This is a genomic window from Mesorhizobium sp. M0910 (genome assembly GCF_040319465.1).
Taxonomy (GTDB): domain Bacteria; phylum Pseudomonadota; class Alphaproteobacteria; order Rhizobiales; family Rhizobiaceae; genus Mesorhizobium.
In genome coordinates, this window is record NZ_JAMYNZ010000006.1 from 297,037 (window position 1) to 311,568 (window position 14,532).

General features: G+C 63.3%; 15 protein-coding genes. 11 read left to right on the forward strand and 4 right to left on the reverse strand.

The features are described from left to right. The first annotated feature begins 16 nt into the window (after positions 1-16). From NKH78_RS17450 to NKH78_RS17495, 10 genes are all read left to right on the forward strand, one after another. Complete coding sequence (locus NKH78_RS17450) at positions 17-616, forward strand: VOC family protein (RefSeq protein ID WP_254816229.1); 600 nt, start codon at positions 17-19, stop codon at positions 614-616. Between the two features lie 143 nt (positions 617-759). After that, complete coding sequence (locus NKH78_RS17455) at positions 760-3,054, forward strand: bifunctional salicylyl-CoA 5-hydroxylase/oxidoreductase (RefSeq protein WP_352739390.1); 2,295 nt, start codon at positions 760-762, stop codon at positions 3,052-3,054. After that, positions 3,051-3,824 carry an SDR family NAD(P)-dependent oxidoreductase gene (locus NKH78_RS17460; protein WP_352739388.1) on the forward strand — a complete coding sequence of 258 codons (774 nt, stop codon included), beginning with the start codon at positions 3,051-3,053 and terminating at the stop codon, positions 3,822-3,824. Before NKH78_RS17455 ends, NKH78_RS17460 begins: the two co-directional genes overlap by 4 nt. Continuing rightward, positions 3,818-4,288, forward strand: coding sequence for a MarR family winged helix-turn-helix transcriptional regulator (locus NKH78_RS17465; RefSeq protein ID WP_254816232.1), 471 nt, complete (start codon positions 3,818-3,820; stop codon positions 4,286-4,288). Before NKH78_RS17460 ends, NKH78_RS17465 begins: the two co-directional genes overlap by 7 nt. Beyond that, a complete protein-coding gene (locus NKH78_RS17470) occupies positions 4,285-5,097 on the forward strand; it encodes an enoyl-CoA hydratase family protein (protein ID WP_352476021.1) in 813 nt (270 codons plus the stop codon). The genes NKH78_RS17465 and NKH78_RS17470 overlap by 4 nt, the downstream gene beginning before the upstream one ends. Positions 5,098-5,334: 237 nt before the next feature. Continuing rightward, a complete protein-coding gene (locus NKH78_RS17475; RefSeq protein ID WP_352739386.1) occupies positions 5,335-6,483 on the forward strand; it encodes an acyl-CoA dehydrogenase family protein in 1,149 nt (382 codons plus the stop codon). Between the two features lie 73 nt (positions 6,484-6,556). Then, on the forward strand, positions 6,557-6,952 hold the full coding sequence (locus tag NKH78_RS17480) for a RidA family protein (protein WP_352506088.1): 396 nt from the start codon (positions 6,557-6,559) through the stop codon (positions 6,950-6,952). Between the two features lie 176 nt (positions 6,953-7,128). Continuing rightward, positions 7,129-7,920, forward strand: coding sequence for an ABC transporter substrate-binding protein (locus tag NKH78_RS17485; RefSeq protein ID WP_352506087.1), 792 nt, complete (start codon positions 7,129-7,131; stop codon positions 7,918-7,920). A gap of 108 nt (positions 7,921-8,028) precedes the next feature. Next, positions 8,029-8,703 carry an amino acid ABC transporter permease gene (locus tag NKH78_RS17490; protein ID WP_292656040.1) on the forward strand — a complete coding sequence of 225 codons (675 nt, stop codon included), beginning with the start codon at positions 8,029-8,031 and terminating at the stop codon, positions 8,701-8,703. Positions 8,704-8,774: 71 nt separating this feature from the next. After that, positions 8,775-10,067 carry a cysteine desulfurase-like protein gene (locus NKH78_RS17495; protein WP_352506086.1) on the forward strand — a complete coding sequence of 431 codons (1,293 nt, stop codon included), beginning with the start codon at positions 8,775-8,777 and terminating at the stop codon, positions 10,065-10,067. Here the strand turns inward: NKH78_RS17495 and NKH78_RS17500 are convergent. Further along, the gene (locus NKH78_RS17500; protein ID WP_352739417.1) at positions 9,998-10,870 is read right to left on the reverse strand and encodes an NAD(P)H-dependent oxidoreductase; all 873 of its coding nucleotides are present in this window, start codon (positions 10,868-10,870) and stop codon (positions 9,998-10,000) included. The genes NKH78_RS17495 and NKH78_RS17500 overlap by 70 nt on opposite strands. Positions 10,871-10,963: 93 nt before the next feature. Between NKH78_RS17500 and NKH78_RS17505 the strand changes: the two genes are divergently transcribed. Beyond that, a complete protein-coding gene (locus NKH78_RS17505) occupies positions 10,964-11,884 on the forward strand; it encodes a LysR family transcriptional regulator (RefSeq protein WP_352506084.1) in 921 nt (306 codons plus the stop codon). Positions 11,885-11,906: 22 nt separating this feature from the next. Here NKH78_RS17505 and NKH78_RS17510 read toward each other — a convergent pair whose 3' ends face one another. The 3 genes from NKH78_RS17510 to NKH78_RS17520 are packed head-to-tail and all read right to left on the reverse strand — an operon-like array spanning position 11,907 to position 14,531. Next, complete coding sequence (locus NKH78_RS17510) at positions 11,907-12,737, reverse strand: dipeptide ABC transporter ATP-binding protein (protein WP_352739384.1); 831 nt, start codon at positions 12,735-12,737, stop codon at positions 11,907-11,909. After that, positions 12,734-13,609 carry an ABC transporter ATP-binding protein gene (locus NKH78_RS17515; protein WP_023676824.1) on the reverse strand — a complete coding sequence of 292 codons (876 nt, stop codon included), beginning with the start codon at positions 13,607-13,609 and terminating at the stop codon, positions 12,734-12,736. The genes NKH78_RS17510 and NKH78_RS17515 overlap by 4 nt, the downstream gene beginning before the upstream one ends. Before the next feature lie 4 nt (positions 13,610-13,613). Further along, positions 13,614-14,531: an ABC transporter permease subunit gene (locus NKH78_RS17520; protein WP_023676823.1), complete on the reverse strand. Its 918-nt coding sequence runs from the start codon at positions 14,529-14,531 to the stop codon at positions 13,614-13,616. Position 14,532 lies beyond the last annotated feature (1 nt).

Below are 14,532 nucleotides of genomic sequence, written 5' to 3' on the forward strand. Positions count from 1 at the left end.
ACGGAGGAGAACTGGAATGAAATACGCAATCAGAAACACGATGCTTGCGGCCGCTCTGGCCGGCTCGATGGGAGCAGCCTCGGCTGATTCGATACCCGGCATGCGTGGCCACGACCACACCGGCGTCACCGTCCCCGACATGCAGCAGGCCGTCGAGTTTTTTACCGAGGTGGTCGGCTGCAAGAAGGCGATGTCGTTCGGCCCGTTCGCCGACGACAAGGGCACGTTCATGCAGGATCTGCTGGGCGTCGATCCCAAGGCAGTGATCGAGGAGATCACCCTGGTCCGCTGCGGACACGGGTCGAACATCGAGCTGTTCAAATACACCGCGCCGGACCAGAAGGACCTGACGCCTCGCAACAGCGACATAGGCGGCTTCCACATCGCCTTCTATGTCGACGACATCGCCGCCGCAAAAGCCTATCTTGACGGCAAGGGCGTCAAGACGCGGATGGGGCCGCTGCCGGTTACCGAAGGCCCGGCCGCCGGCCAGACTATCCTCTACTTCCAGGCGCCCTGGGGCTTGCAGTTGGAAGCGATCAGCTATCCCAATGGCATGGCCTATGAAAAAGATGCGGAGACGGTGCTGTGGAGCCCGAAGAACCCGGAGAAATAGCCCGGAGCTTCCCTGGCCAGCGCAAGCCGACTGCCGGCAAGCTTGGTTTCTGAGGCGGATTGTTTCAATCCTGAAACTTCAAGGTTGAATTAATCTGCTTCAGGCGTAAACTCGACAAACAGAAGCGAAGAGGAGATCGCACGATGAAAGTTGCGGTTCTCGGTGGCGGACCAGCCGGGCTCTACTTTGCAATCTCGCTGAAGCTCAGGGATGCCGCGCATGAGGTCACGGTATTCGAGCGCAACCGTGCCGATGATACGTTCGGCTGGGGCGTCGTGCTGTCGGCCGAAACGCTGGAGAACCTGACCAAAAACGACCCGGTCAGCGCCGTCTGGATCCGCAAGCATTTCGCCTATTGGGACGACATCGCCGTCATCCATGACCGCGTGCGAACGGTCTCGACCGGTCATGGCTTTTGCGGCATCGGCCGCAAGCGGCTGCTCACCCTGCTGCAACGGCGGGCGCGCGAGCTCGGCGTCAAGCTGGTCTTCGAAACCGACATCGCCGATCCAAAGCCGTTTATGGAGACGCACGACCTGGTTGTCGCCGCCGACGGGCTGAACTCGAAAGCGCGGGGCACCTTCGTCGACGTGTTCAAGCCCGATATCGACATCCGTAAATGCAAGTTCGTTTGGCTCGGCACCCACCAGAAATTCGACGACGCCTTCACGTTCATCTTCGAGAAAACCGAGCATGGTTGGGTGTGGGCGCATGCCTACCAGTTCGACAGCGATACCGCGACCTTCATCGTAGAATGCAGCGAGCAGACCTGGCAGCGCTTCGGCTTCGGCGCGATGTCGCAGCAGGAATCAATCGCCGTCTGCGAGCGCATCTTTGCCCGTCATCTCGGCGGCCACGCGCTGATGACCAACGCCAATCATATCCGCGGCTCGGCGTGGATCAATTTCCCGCGCGTCTTGTGCGAACGCTGGTCCTACAAGAACCTGGCGCTGATGGGCGACGCGGCGGCGAGCGCGCATTTCTCGATCGGTTCCGGCACCAAGCTGGCGCTGGAAAGCGCGGTGGCGCTGGCCGACTATGTCGAGTCCGAACCGGACCTCGAAGCAGCCTTCCGCAAATATGAGGACGCCCGCCGCACCGAAGTGCTGAAGCTGCAGTCGGCGGCGCGCAATTCGCTCGAATGGTTCGAAGAGGTCGAGCGCTATCTCGGCCTCAATCCGGTGCAGTTCAACTATTCGCTTTTGACGCGTTCGCAGCGCATCAGTCACGAGAATTTGCGGCTGCGCGATGCCGAATGGCTGGCCGGCGCCGAGGAATGGTTCCAGCGTCAGGCCGGCGCCGGCGGCAACAATCTGCGTCGCGCGCCGATGTTCGCGCCGTTCCGGCTGCGCGGCATGGCGCTGCAGAACCGCGTCGTCGTCTCGCCGATGGCGCAGTACAAAGCGGTCGACGGCTGTCCGACTGACTGGCATTTCGCCCATTACGCCGAACGGGCCAAGGGCGGCGCCGGTCTCCTCTACATCGAGATGACCTGCGTCAGCGCGGAGGGCCGCATCACGCCTGGCTGCCCCGGTTTCTATGCGCCCGAGCATGAGGTCGCCTGGAAGCGGCTGGTCGAGTTCGTCCATGCCGAGACCGAGGCCAAGATCTGCGCCCAGATCGGCCATTCCGGTGCCAAGGGGTCGACCAGGCTCGGCTGGCAGGGAACCGACGTGCCGCTGCCCTCAGACAATTGGCCGGTCATGGCAGCCTCTTCCGTGCCGTGGTCGCCGGAAAACCAGGTGCCGAAGGCGATGGACCGCGCCGACATGGATATGGTGCGCGACCAGTTTGTCGCTTCGGCCGAGATGGCGGCGCGCTGCGGCTTCGACATGCTCGAAATCCACGCCGCGCACGGCTATCTCCTGTCCTCCTTCATCACGCCCTTGACCAACCGGCGCACCGACTCCTATGGCGGCTCGCTGGAAAACCGCATGCGCTATCCCTTGGAAATCTTTCATGCGGTGCGCGCCGCGTGGCCGGCCGAGAAGCCGATCTCGATGCGCATCTCCGCCAATGACTGGCTGGGCATCGAAGGCGTGACGCCGGCCGATGCCGTAGAGATCGCGCGGCTGCTGCATGAGGCCGGCGTAGACATCTGCGACGTATCGGCCGGCCAGACTTCGGCCGTGGCAAGACCGGTCTATGGCCGCATGTTCCAGACGCCGTTTTCCGATCGCATCCGCAACGAGGTCGGCATGGCGACGATGGCGGTCGGCAATATCTATGAGCCGGACCACGTCAACTCGATCCTGATGGCGGGCCGCGCCGATCTCGTCGCACTGGCTAGGCCGCATCTTGCCGATCCGTACTGGACGCTGCACGCGGCCGTCACGCTTGGCGATCGCGGCGTCAAATGGCCGGATCCCTATCTGCCCGGCCGCGACCAGCTCTACCGGCTGGCCGAGCGCGAAGCGGCAGCGGGGTTGAAGGTATGAGTGCCACGGCGACGATTTCGGGGCGTCATGCGCTGGTCACCGGCGGCGGCTCCGGCGTCGGCCGCGCGATCGCGCTGGCGCTGGCCGGCGCGGGCATTAACGTGACCATCTGCGGCCGGCGCGTGGAGCCGCTTGCCGAGGTCGCCGCCGAGAACAAACGCATCTTCGCCATTGCCGCCGACGTCACCGACGAGGCATCGATGGCGTCGCTCTACGAGGCCGCGGAAGCGGCACGCGGAGCGTTCGACATCGTCGTTGCCAATGCCGGCATGTCCGGCAGTGCTCCGGCGCAGCGGACCTCGCTGGCAGACTGGCAGCGCACGCTCGACGTCAACTTGACTGGTGCGTTCCTGACGGTGAAGCCGGCGTTGGCCGGCATGGCAGGGCGCAAGACTGGCCGTATCATCTTCGTCGCCTCCACCGCCGGACTGAAAGGCTATCCCTATGTCTCAGCTTACGTTGCCGCCAAGCATGGCGTCGTCGGCCTGATGCGGGCACTCGCCGTCGAGACCGCCAAGTCCGGCATAACAGTGAATGCCGTGTGCCCAGGGTTTGTCGAAACCGAGATGCTGGAGAGCGCCGTCCAGCGCATCGTCGAAGCGACCGGCCGCTCGTCCGAGCGGGCACGGGCAAGCCTTGCAGCGACCAACCCGCAAGACCGCTTCATCCAGCCGGAGGAAATTGCGGCCGCGGTACTTTATCTGTGTGGCGACGCCGCCCGGTCGATTACCGGGCAGACGATTTCGATCTCCGGAGGTGAGACATGGTAGCCGGTCCCCTACCCGCCCCGTCCGGACCCGGCAAGGACCGCCTGCGGCTGTGGATTCGCCTGCTGCGCGCCTCGCGCACCATCGAGGCCGAGCTGCGCGAACGCCTGCGGCAAGAGTTCAACACGACGCTGCCACGCTTCGACGTGATGGCCGCGCTCTACCGCGCGCCGGAAGGCATGCTGATGAGCGATCTTTCGCGCTTCCTGCTGGTGTCCAACGGCAATGTCACCGGCATCATCGACCGGCTGGTCTCGGAAGGGCTGGTGATGCGGGCCCGACGCAATGGCGACCGCCGCACTTCGATGGTGCGGCTGACGGAAGAGGGATCGAAGACTTTCGCCGTGATCGCCGCCGCGCATGAAAAATGGGTCGGCGAGTTGCTGGGCAATGTGAGCGAGGACGAGGCGCGCCGGCTGACCGGCATGCTGACCTCCTTCCGCAGCAATTGGGAGGGACGGGAATGACGAAGATGGCTGGCCGCAAGCCGAAGCATTTCCTCTGGCAGGTCGAAGGCAAGATCGCAAAAATCCGGCTCGATCGGCCGGAGCGCAAGAACCCGCTGACCTTCGACAGCTATGCCGAATTGCGCGACACTTTTCGCGATCTCGTCTATGCCGACGATGTCGATGCGGTGGTGTTCCTTCCCAATGGCGGCAATTTCTGCTCGGGCGGCGATGTCCACGAAATCATCGGCCCACTGGTCAAGATGGACATGAAGGCGCTGCTCGCTTTCACCCGCATGACCGGCGATTTCGTCAAGGCGATGCTGAATTGCGGCAAGCCGATTATTGCTGCGGTCGACGGCGTGGCGGTCGGCGCCGGCGCAATCATCGCCATGGCGTCCGATATCCGCATCGCCACGCCACAGGCCAAAACGGCTTTCCTGTTCACCCGCGTCGGCCTTGCCGGCTGCGACATGGGCGCCTGCGCGATCCTGCCGCGCATCATTGGCCAGGGCCGCGCCGCCGAGCTGCTCTATACCGGCCGCACGATGAGCGCCGAGGAAGGCGAGCGCTGGGGCTTCTACAACCGGCTGGTCGATGCCGCAACGCTAGAGGCCGACGCGCTCGACATGGCCGCGCGCGTCGTTTCCGGCCCGACCTTCGCCCACGGCATGACCAAGACGCAGCTGAATCAGGAATGGTCGATGGGGCTTGACCAGGCTATCGAATCGGAAGCGCAGGCGCAGGCGATCTGCATGCAGACACGCGATTTCGAACGGGCGTACGAGGCTTTCGTCGCCAAGGAAAAGCCGGTGTTCGAGGGGAATTGAGGATGTTTTCTTCGATAAAGACCGACAGGTTCGCGGGACAGCGCCCCCCTCTGTCCTGCCGGACATCTCCCCCTCAAGGGGGGAGATCGACTTTGGTTCCCACCTTAGCCAATCGCAACCGCCGCAAGATGCGGGCGGACGCCGGAGCTGCCAATCTCCCCCCTAGAGGGGGAGACGGCCGGCAGGCCAGAGGGGGGCGCCGTAGAGCGCGAGGCCCGAAGCATAGCGGAGGCAGAAATGCCTGACCGCTCTTTCCTCAACTGGCCGTTCTTCGAGGACCGCCATCGTGAACTGGCCGAGCGGCTGGACGCATGGTGCTCCAAGACCCTGCCGGTCGCCCATGACGATGTCGACGCCGCTTGCCGCGAGCTGGTGGCCAAGCTCGGCCGGGACGGCTGGCTGAAGCCGACGGCGCTCGACACCGAAAACCCCTCGCCGCTCGACGTCCGCGCGCTCTGCCTCACGCGCGAGACGCTGGCCCGGCATGATGGGCTGGCCGATTTCGCCTTCGCCATGCAAGGGCTCGGCACTGGCGCGCTCAGCCTGTTCGGCACGCCAGACCAGCAGCACTGGCTGGCAAAGACACGGGCCGGCAAGGCGATTTCGGCTTTCGCGCTTTCGGAGCCGCGTTCGGGCTCGGACGTTGCCAATATGGAAATGACCGCCGCGCGTGACGGCGACAGCTATCACCTATCCGGCGAAAAGACCTGGATCTCCAACGGCGGTATCGCTGACTTTTATGTTGTCTTTGCCCGTACCGGCGAGGCGCCCGGCGCCAAGGGGCTTTCCGCCTTCGTCGTGCCTTCCGAGGCCGAGGGGCTGACCATCGCCGAGCGGCTGGAGGTGATCGCGCCGCACCCGCTCGCCCGGCTATCTTTCGACAATGCACGCGTCCCAGCCTCGGCGCTGATCGGCAAACCCGGTGACGGTTTTCGCATAGCCATGTCGGTGCTCGACGTATTCCGTTCGACTGTCGGCGCAGCGGCGCTCGGCCTTGCCCGGCGCGCGCTGGACGAAAGTATCACAAGAGTGGCCGAGCGCAAGCTGTTCGGTGCACCGATGGCCGAGCTGCAGATGGTGCAGGGCCATATCGCCGACATGGCGCTGGATGTCGATGCCGCCGCCTTGCTGGTCTACCGCGCCGCCTGGACCAAGGACATGGGCGCGGCCCGGGTTACCCGCGAAGCCGCCATGGCCAAGCTGTTCGCTACCGACAAAGCGCAGGAGGTGATCGACAAGGCTGTACAGCTGCATGGCGGCGACGGCGTCCGCAAGGGCCATATCGTCGAAAGACTGTATCGCGAGATCCGGGCACTGCGCATCTACGAGGGAGCGTCCGACGTGCAGAAGGTGGTGATTGCACGGCAGGTGATGGGGGCGGCCTGAGACGGAGTTGTGTGGAAGAATTGATTGTCTTTGAGTTTTAAGCGACCGGATTTGAGCATTGGGAGGTTTTGACATGCACACCATCCTGCAGCCGGAAGGCTGGGCGAAACCCGTCGGCTACGCCAATGGCGTCGCCGCGCGTGGACAGCTTGTCTTCGTCGGCGGGCAGGTCGGCTGGAACGGACAGGGCCGCTTCGAGACGGATGATCTTGTCGGCCAGGTGCGGCAGACGCTGGCCAATATTGTCGCCGTGCTCGCCGAGGCCGGCGCCACGCCTGAGCATATCACCTCGATGACCTGGTACTTTACCGACAAGGCGGAATATCTGGCCAATCTCAAGGGGATCGGCGAGGCCTATCGCGAGGTGATCGGCCGGCATTTTCCGGCGATGGCCGCTATCCAGGTGATGGCGCTTGTCGAGGACCGCGCCAAGGTTGAGATCCAGGCCACGGCGGTTATTCCGGAGTGACGGCAACACGCGGCAAATTTTTTAAGCTTAAAACTTTCGCCTTGAAAAGCGCGGTACTTTGGATAGCATCCGATCTTACGACTGCCGTGCCGGGAGGGCTTTCCGGCAGTCCGGTCACTTGGCGTATCAAAGCCGTGCGGGGCCAACCCGTCCGATCACAACCAGAGGGAACGAAAATGAACTTCACCCGTCGCAACCTGCTGCTTCTTGCTGCCGCCATCGGCATCGCCGGCGGCCCGGCCTATGCCGAAGGCACGCTGAATGTCGGCGCCTATCCGACCAATCCGCCTTTTGAATACAAGAACGAGAGCGGCACGTTCGAGGGTTTCGAAGTCGACATCATCAATGAGGCGGCAAAGCGTATCGGCATGACCACTGATATCGCCGACCTCGGTTTCCAGGCGCTGTTCGCCGCCACCACCTCGAAGCGCATCGACGTCGCCATCTCGTCGATCACCATCACGCCGGAGCGGCTGAAGTCGCAGTCGTTCACGCAGCCCTACTATGATTCCGACATGGGCATCGCCGCGAAGGCCGACAGCCCAATCAAAGCCGAGGCCGACCTCAAGGGCAAGATCGTCGGCGTGCTGTCCGGCTCGACCGGCGAAGCCTGGGTCAAGGCCCACCAGGAAGCGGACGGGTTCAGTGACGTCAAAGGCTACGACACGCAGCAGAATTTGCTGCTCGACCTCAGCTCCGGCCGCGTCGATGCGGCGGTCAGCGATATTCCGGGCCTGGAATATTCTTTCACCAGGATGAAGGATCTCGCCGTAAAAGAGCGCATCAAGACCGGCGAGCAGTACGGTCTGATGATGACCAAGGACCACCCGCTGCTCGGCAAGCTGAACGACGCGCTGACGGCGATGAAGAAGGACGGCACGCTGGCCGCGATCCACAAGAAGTGGTTCGGCAGCGACGCACCGGCCGATTCCTCGACCGTCAAGGACATGCCTATGCCGAAGGCCTGAGCGGCAGTTCGCGCTTAAATGTCGTGCCGGCTTTCGTGCCGGCACGATTTCGGATTTCGGGCTCGGGCTCGAGCGTCGCGGGACGCCAAACGTTTCGGGAATGCTGCGATGTCGCTGCTGGACACCTTCTTCAACGCCGACGTCATGGTCTCCAGCCTGCCGGCGCTGCTGCGCGGTTTCCTGAACACCCTGCTGCTTGGAATCATGAGCATCGGCATCGGTATTCCCGTCGGCCTCGCGATCAGCCTAGTGCGGCTCTATGCGCCAAAGCCGCTTCGGCTGCTGGCTGTCGGCTACATCGACATTTTCCGGGCGATGCCGGTGCTGGTGGTGCTGATCCTGATCTACTATGCGCTGCCGTTCCTCGGCATTCGCCTGTCATCGTGGACTTCCGCGGTGATGGCCTTCGCCATCATCATGGCGGCCTATTCGGCCGAGGTGTTCCGCTCCGGCATAGAGAGCATTCCGCGCGGCCAGTTCGAGGCGGCGCAGGCGCTCGGCCTGCCGTTCTTGCTGACCTTGCGCAAGGTAGTGCTGCCGCAGGCGATCCGCGTCGTCATTCCGCCAATGACCAGCAATTGCGTGTCGATGTTCAAGGACACCTCGCTCGCCTCCACGGTAGCATTGCCTGAACTGCTGAAGGAAGCGACCAACGCGCAATCGCTCTATGCCAATCCCTCACCGCTGATCGGCGCGGCGCTGGTCTATCTGATCTTTCTCTGGCCGATGGTCCGACTCGTCAGCCTCCTGGAACGCCGCTTCCAGACCGAAAAGACCCGCTGAGGTCGCCAACGATTTCCGTCCGCCAATTCCCCGAATATCAACTTCCGTTAGGCACTTCGCAGGAGACGAGCTTGAACCAGCATCAGATTTCGAAAACCGGCGATGCCGCAGCTTTCCCGGTCGAGACGATCCGCGCCATGTTTCCCGCCTTGCAGCAAGCCGGAGACTTCGTCTTCATGGACAATGCCGCCGGCGCGCAGATCCCGCAAAGCGTGCTCGATGCGGTCACCAACCATTTGGTCGCGCATAATGTGCAGCGCGGCGGCCGCTATGGCCGCAGCGTCACCGTCGATCAAGCAGTGGCCGGCGCGCGCGAAAGCGTGGCCTTGCTGATCAACGCTACCAACCCGGCGGAGATCTGCTTCGGCATGAACGCCACTTCGTTCATCCGCCTGGTCAGCCTCGGCATCGGCCAGATGCTTTCCGAGCGCCCAAACGGGGAGCGTGACGAGATCGTCATCACCGACATGGATCACGACGCTAATATCGCGACGTGGCTGGCGCTGGCGCCCGCCGGCGCCAAGTTCAAATGGTGGCGGATGCGCGAGGACGGCAATCTGCATGTCGACGATTTGCGCCCGCTGGTCTCAGAGCGCACCCGGCTCGTCGCCTGCACGGTGACGGCGCATTCGATCGGCTCGATTGTCGACGTTGCTTCCGTGGCTAGGATTGCGCATGCGGCAGGCGCCGAAGTGTTCCTAGACTGCGTGCATTACGGCCCGCACGGGTTGATCGATGTGCAGGCCTGGGATTGCGATTATCTGGTCTGCTCCGGCTACAAGAATTTCTCGCCGCATATGGGCTTCCTGTGGGGCCGCTTCGAAACACTGAAGCGCTTGCCGACCTTCCGCGAGGATTTCATCCCCGACGAGCCGCCTTACAAGATCGAGGCCGGTACCTTCATTTACGAGAACGTCTCCGGCATGGATGCCGCGGTGCGCTATCTCGAGTCGATCGGCCGCAATTTCTTGTCCGAGAATAACCGGTCGCGTCGCGACAACATCGTCGCCGGCATGAATGCCATCCGCGATTACGAGCAGGTGCTGGCGCGCGAAATGCTGGCGGTGCTCAAGGGTTGCGGCGCGACGATCTATGGTGTCGCCGACGAAGCACGCCTCAGCGAGCGCGTGCCGACTTTCTGTTTCAACATCGGCACGCTGTCGCCGCAGAGGATCGTCGAGGAAATGGCCGAGATGCAGATCGGCATTCGCGACGGCCATATGTATGCGCCGCGCCTGATGAAGCGGCTCAACTTAAGCATGGACAGCGGCGCCGTCCGCGCCTCGCTGGTGCATTACAATACGATTGAGGAAGTTCGGCGTTTCGGCGAGGCGCTGCGTACCGTCATCGCCCGGCTGTCCTGATCGGGCTGTCCGGCTGCGCTTGCGCCGTTCTGGTGGAGCGCGAAAGCGGTTGCACCCCGGCTCTCCAGGCCGGGGCGCAACTGCATGCTTGGGATCAGGTAATCGCCGCCATTCTGCTGCCGATAAGGAATGGGCCGGATTGTCTCGAGCGTCCGCATCCTCTCGCGCAGCCGCTCCGCGACAGGCTCGAAATCGGCTTCCCCAAAACGGTCCACCCTGTAAACCACGAACGGCGGAAGCACGTCGTAGCCCGGATAATAGAGAATTCCGTGATTGATCGGGAACAGCACGTCGTCGATCGGGCCGTTGACGCCGCGGGCAGAATAATGCTCCTCCCAGCCGCCGGTGGTCACGATCAGCATTGCGCGCTTGCCGGCGAGCGTTCCCTCACCAAAGCGGTCACCCCACCGCTTGTCGCTGTGCTCGCCAACGCCATAGGCGAAGCCGTAGGCGTACACGCGATCGACCCAGCCCTTGAGGATCGCCGGCATGGCGTACCACCACAGCGGGAACTGGAGGATCAGGGTGTCGGCCCATAGCAGCTTGTCGATCTCGGCTTTGACGTCATCGGTCAGAGTGCCGCTCGCAAAAGCTTTTTTGGAGGCGCCGGCCGGCAGGAAACGTGCTTCCGGCGGCCACGACGGAAAGTCGGCACGGTCCACCTCGGATTTCCAGCCATCGGCATAGAGGTCGGACACCCGCACCTCGTGGCCCTGGGCCTGGAGTTCCCTGATGGCGACGTCACGCAGCGCGCCGTTGAGCGAACGCGGCTCAGGATGAGCAAAAACAAGCAGGACTTTCATGGGTCTACTCCGAAGAAGGACGATAGACACCAAAGATAGCCAGCCGCGGGCGGATCCACTATATGTAGGAAATGTATAAGATTATGCCGAATAATGGATAGATCGGACGTCACTCTCGAGCGCATGCGCACCTTCGTTCGCGTCGCCGAGCGCGGCAGCCTCTCGGCGGTGGCGCGCGAGCTCGGAGTTGGGCAGTCGACGGTCACACGGCATTTGCGAGAACTCGAGGAGGCCGTCGGCGTGCCCTTGCTCAGCAGGACCACCCGGCGTGTGACGATGACCGATGAAGGCAGCCGTTACTATGCCGACAGCGTCCAGATCCTGCGCCTCGTTGAGCAGGCCGGCGATGAGGCGCGGGGCACGCGCGGCGCGTCGGCCGGCACGATCCGGATATCCTGCACGGCGGCGCTCGGGGTCTTGCACGTCAGCCGGTTGATCTTCGCCTTTCAGGACCGCTATCCCGATATCGGCATCGATCTTAGCCTCACCGACGAGCGCATCGACCTTGTGCGGGAGGGCGTCGACATTGCGCTTCGCCTGGGTCCGCTCACCGACAGCTCGATGAAACTGCGGGCGCTCGGGCAATCCCGGCGTCTGCTGGTGGCGGCGCCGGCCTATCTGGCGGCGCGGGGCAGACCGGCTGTCCCGCAGGGTCTGCCTGGCCATGAAGGCATCCGGATGTCGAACATCGCGGGAAGCGACACACTCACCTTGCAGGGGCCAGGCGGCGAGACCTTTGCGGTGCCCTTTGGCGGTCGATTTCGAGTCGACCATGGGCTTGCCGCGCGCGAAGCCCTTGTCGCCGGACGCGGCATCGCACCCGCCCACCATTGGCTTGTCGACGATCTCCTGACGGCCGGCCGGCTGGAAGTGGTCCTGCCGGGCTGTTTTCCGCCCCCCGTCCCGCTGAGCATGCTGATCGTCCCGGAACGCGCCGGCATTGCCCGGGTGCGGCTGCTGGTCGACTTTCTCGTCGAGCAGATCTCCAGCATTCCGGGGATCGAGAAGCCGTAGCCGGCCGGCAAACCTCGCCGGATCAGGCGGCCTTCTTTTTCGCCAACCTTGCCTTGATGCTGGCGACGTCGGCACGCGGCGTCGCCGCGAACAGCGTCCTGGTGTAGCTGTGCTTGGGGTCGGCGAAGACCTCGTCGCGCGAGCCGTATTCGACCGCCTCGCCGAAATACATCACCATCACGTCGTCGGCGATATAGCGTACCACCGACAGGTCGTGGCTGATGAAAACATAGGTCAGCTGAAACTCGTCCTGCAGGTCGGCGAGCAGGTTCAGCACCTGCGCCTGCACCGAAAGATCAAGTGCCGAGACCGGCTCGTCCAGCACCAGAAGGCTGGGGTTGAGCATCAGCGCGCGGGCGATGGCGATCCGCTGGCGCTGGCCGCCCGAAAACATATGCGGGTAGCGATTAAAGTGCTCGGGGCCGAGACCGACCTTCTTTAGCATCTTCATGGCAAGATCGCGCCGCTCGTCGGCCGTGCTGGCGGTATTGATGAGCAGCGGCTCGCCAAGCACGTCGCCGATCTTCTGGCGTGGATTGAGCGAACCATAAGGGTTCTGGAAGACGATCTGGACCTTGCGGCGCATTTCCTTCGACAGGCCGTTCCTGCCGATGTCTACCTTCTTGCCGTCGATGAAAAGCTCGCCGGAGGTCGCCGGGTCGATCAGGGTGATGATGCGGGCGAGTGTTGACTTGCCGCAGCCGCTCTCGCCGACGATGGCCAGCGTCTTGCCCTTGTCGACGCTGAACGAAACACCCTTGACCGCATGAACCGTACGGGAGGGGCGGAAAAGCCCGCCACCAACATGATAGTCGCGCACGATGTTCTTGCCTTCGACTACCGTCACGCTCATGAAGCGGTTCCTCCTGCGGACCGGGCTGCGACTACAGATGGGGCCGGCTCAAACAGCATGTCGGAAACAGTAGGCAACCGGTCGCCGACGGCATTTTCCGGCAGCGCCGACAGGAGCGCGCGCGTGTAGTTGCTCTTGGGGGACTCGAACAGCGACAGCACGTCGGCCTCTTCCATCTTGCGGCCCTTGTACTGGACGATGACACGGTCGGCGGTCTCGGCAACCACTCCCATATTGTGGGTGATCATGATCAGGCCCATGCCATATTTGGCCTGCAGGCCGACCAGCAGATCGAGGATCTGCTTCTGGATGGTGACGTCGAGCGCCGTGGTTGGCTCGTCGGCGATCAAAAGCTTGGGATTGCAGGCGATGGCGATGGCGATCATGACGCGCTGACACTGACCACCCGACATCTGGTGCGGGAACGAGCCCAGCCGTTCCTCGGGGTCGGCGATGCCGACGAGCTTCATCAGTTCAATGGCGCGCGCCCGGCGCTGAGCGCGGTCCATGCCCATATGAAAACGCAGCACCTCCTCGATCTGGAAGCCGACGGTGAAGCATGGGTTGAGGCTGGCGACTGGTTCCTGGAAGATCATCGAAATGTCCTTGCCGACGATCTTGCGCCGCTCGGATGGGCCGAGCTTTAGCAGGTCGATGCCGTCGAAGGCCATGCGGTCGGCCCTCACCGTCGCCGTGTTGGGCAAGAGCCCCATCACCGCCAGCATCGCCACCGATTTTCCGGAACCGGATTCGCCGACGATCGCCAGCACCTCGCGCGGTTCGACCGACAGGTCGATGCCTTGTACCGCCATGAATGGTCCGGCGGCGGTGTCGAAGGAAACGGTCAGGTTCTTGATCTCGAGAAGAGGCATTGGATCATGACCTCTTCAGCTTGGGGTCGAAGGCATCGCGCAGGCCGTCGCCGATCAGATTGATTGCAAGCACAGTGATCAGGATGGCAAGGCCGGGGAAGGTCACCACCCAAGGCGCGCGCAGGATGAATTCGCGCGCCGAAGCGAGCATCGTGCCCCATTCCGGTGTCGGCGGCTGCGCACCGACACCGAGGAAGCCGAGCGCCGCAGCCTCGAGAATAGCGTTGGAGAAGGACAGCGTGGCCTGCACGATCAGCGGTGCCAGGCAGTTCGGCAAGATCGTCCTCACCATCAAGCGAAGATGACCGGCGCCGGCCACCTTGGCGGAGATCACATATTCGCGGTTCTTTTCGGCCATCACGGCGGCGCGGGTGAGACGTGCGAAATGCGGCTGCAGCACCAGTGCGATCGCCAACATGGCATTGAACAGGCCCGGGCCGAGGATCGCCACCAGCACCAGCGCCAGAAGCAGCGACGGGAAGGCCAGGATGATATCCATGATGCGCATGATCAGCGTGTCGACCCAGCCGCGGAAATAGCCGGCGAGCACGCCAAGCACGATGCCGCTGGTGAGTGAGAAGACGACGACCACCAGGCCGATGAACAGCGAAAAACGTGCCCCGAAGATCAACCGCGAAAGCATGTCGCGGCCGACCGCATCGGTGCCGAGCAGGAACATCGATTTGCCGCCTTCCTGCCAGGCAGGAGGCGCCAGCAGTGCATCGCGAAACTGCTCGTCGGGCGAATGCGGGGCGACGAACGGCGCAAAGATCGCCACCAGCACGAGCGCCGAAAACACGACAAGACCGATGACGGCCCCGGTGTTCATCGAGAAGTAATGCCAGAACTCGGCAAACGCCCTTTGCCTGCCGCCTGTCGGGATGGAGGCAGCGGTGGCTTCGGCGGCGGATTCGTCGGTCATC

What these genes read in the sequence shown, in the direction of transcription:
- NKH78_RS17450 (WP_254816229.1), top strand. Translation starts at nt 17, where the DNA reads ATGAAATACGCAATCAGAAACACGATGCTTGCGGCCGCTCTGGCCGGC.
- NKH78_RS17455 (WP_352739390.1), top strand. Translation starts at nt 760, where the DNA reads ATGAAAGTTGCGGTTCTCGGTGGCGGACCAGCCGGGCTCTACTTTGCA.
- NKH78_RS17460 (WP_352739388.1), top strand. Translation starts at nt 3,051, where the DNA reads ATGAGTGCCACGGCGACGATTTCGGGGCGTCATGCGCTGGTCACCGGC.
- NKH78_RS17465 (WP_254816232.1), top strand. Translation starts at nt 3,818, where the DNA reads ATGGTAGCCGGTCCCCTACCCGCCCCGTCCGGACCCGGCAAGGACCGC.
- NKH78_RS17470 (WP_352476021.1), top strand. Translation starts at nt 4,285, where the DNA reads ATGACGAAGATGGCTGGCCGCAAGCCGAAGCATTTCCTCTGGCAGGTC.
- NKH78_RS17475 (WP_352739386.1), top strand. Translation starts at nt 5,335, where the DNA reads ATGCCTGACCGCTCTTTCCTCAACTGGCCGTTCTTCGAGGACCGCCAT.
- NKH78_RS17480 (WP_352506088.1), top strand. Translation starts at nt 6,557, where the DNA reads ATGCACACCATCCTGCAGCCGGAAGGCTGGGCGAAACCCGTCGGCTAC.
- NKH78_RS17485 (WP_352506087.1), top strand. Translation starts at nt 7,129, where the DNA reads ATGAACTTCACCCGTCGCAACCTGCTGCTTCTTGCTGCCGCCATCGGC.
- NKH78_RS17490 (WP_292656040.1), top strand. Translation starts at nt 8,029, where the DNA reads ATGTCGCTGCTGGACACCTTCTTCAACGCCGACGTCATGGTCTCCAGC.
- NKH78_RS17500 (WP_352739417.1), bottom strand. Translation starts at nt 10,870, where the DNA reads ATGAAAGTCCTGCTTGTTTTTGCTCATCCTGAGCCGCGTTCGCTCAAC.
- NKH78_RS17505 (WP_352506084.1), top strand. Translation starts at nt 10,964, where the DNA reads ATGGATAGATCGGACGTCACTCTCGAGCGCATGCGCACCTTCGTTCGC.
- NKH78_RS17510 (WP_352739384.1), bottom strand. Translation starts at nt 12,737, where the DNA reads ATGAGCGTGACGGTAGTCGAAGGCAAGAACATCGTGCGCGACTATCAT.
- NKH78_RS17515 (WP_023676824.1), bottom strand. Translation starts at nt 13,609, where the DNA reads ATGCCTCTTCTCGAGATCAAGAACCTGACCGTTTCCTTCGACACCGCC.
- NKH78_RS17520 (WP_023676823.1), bottom strand. Translation starts at nt 14,531, where the DNA reads ATGACCGACGAATCCGCCGCCGAAGCCACCGCTGCCTCCATCCCGACA.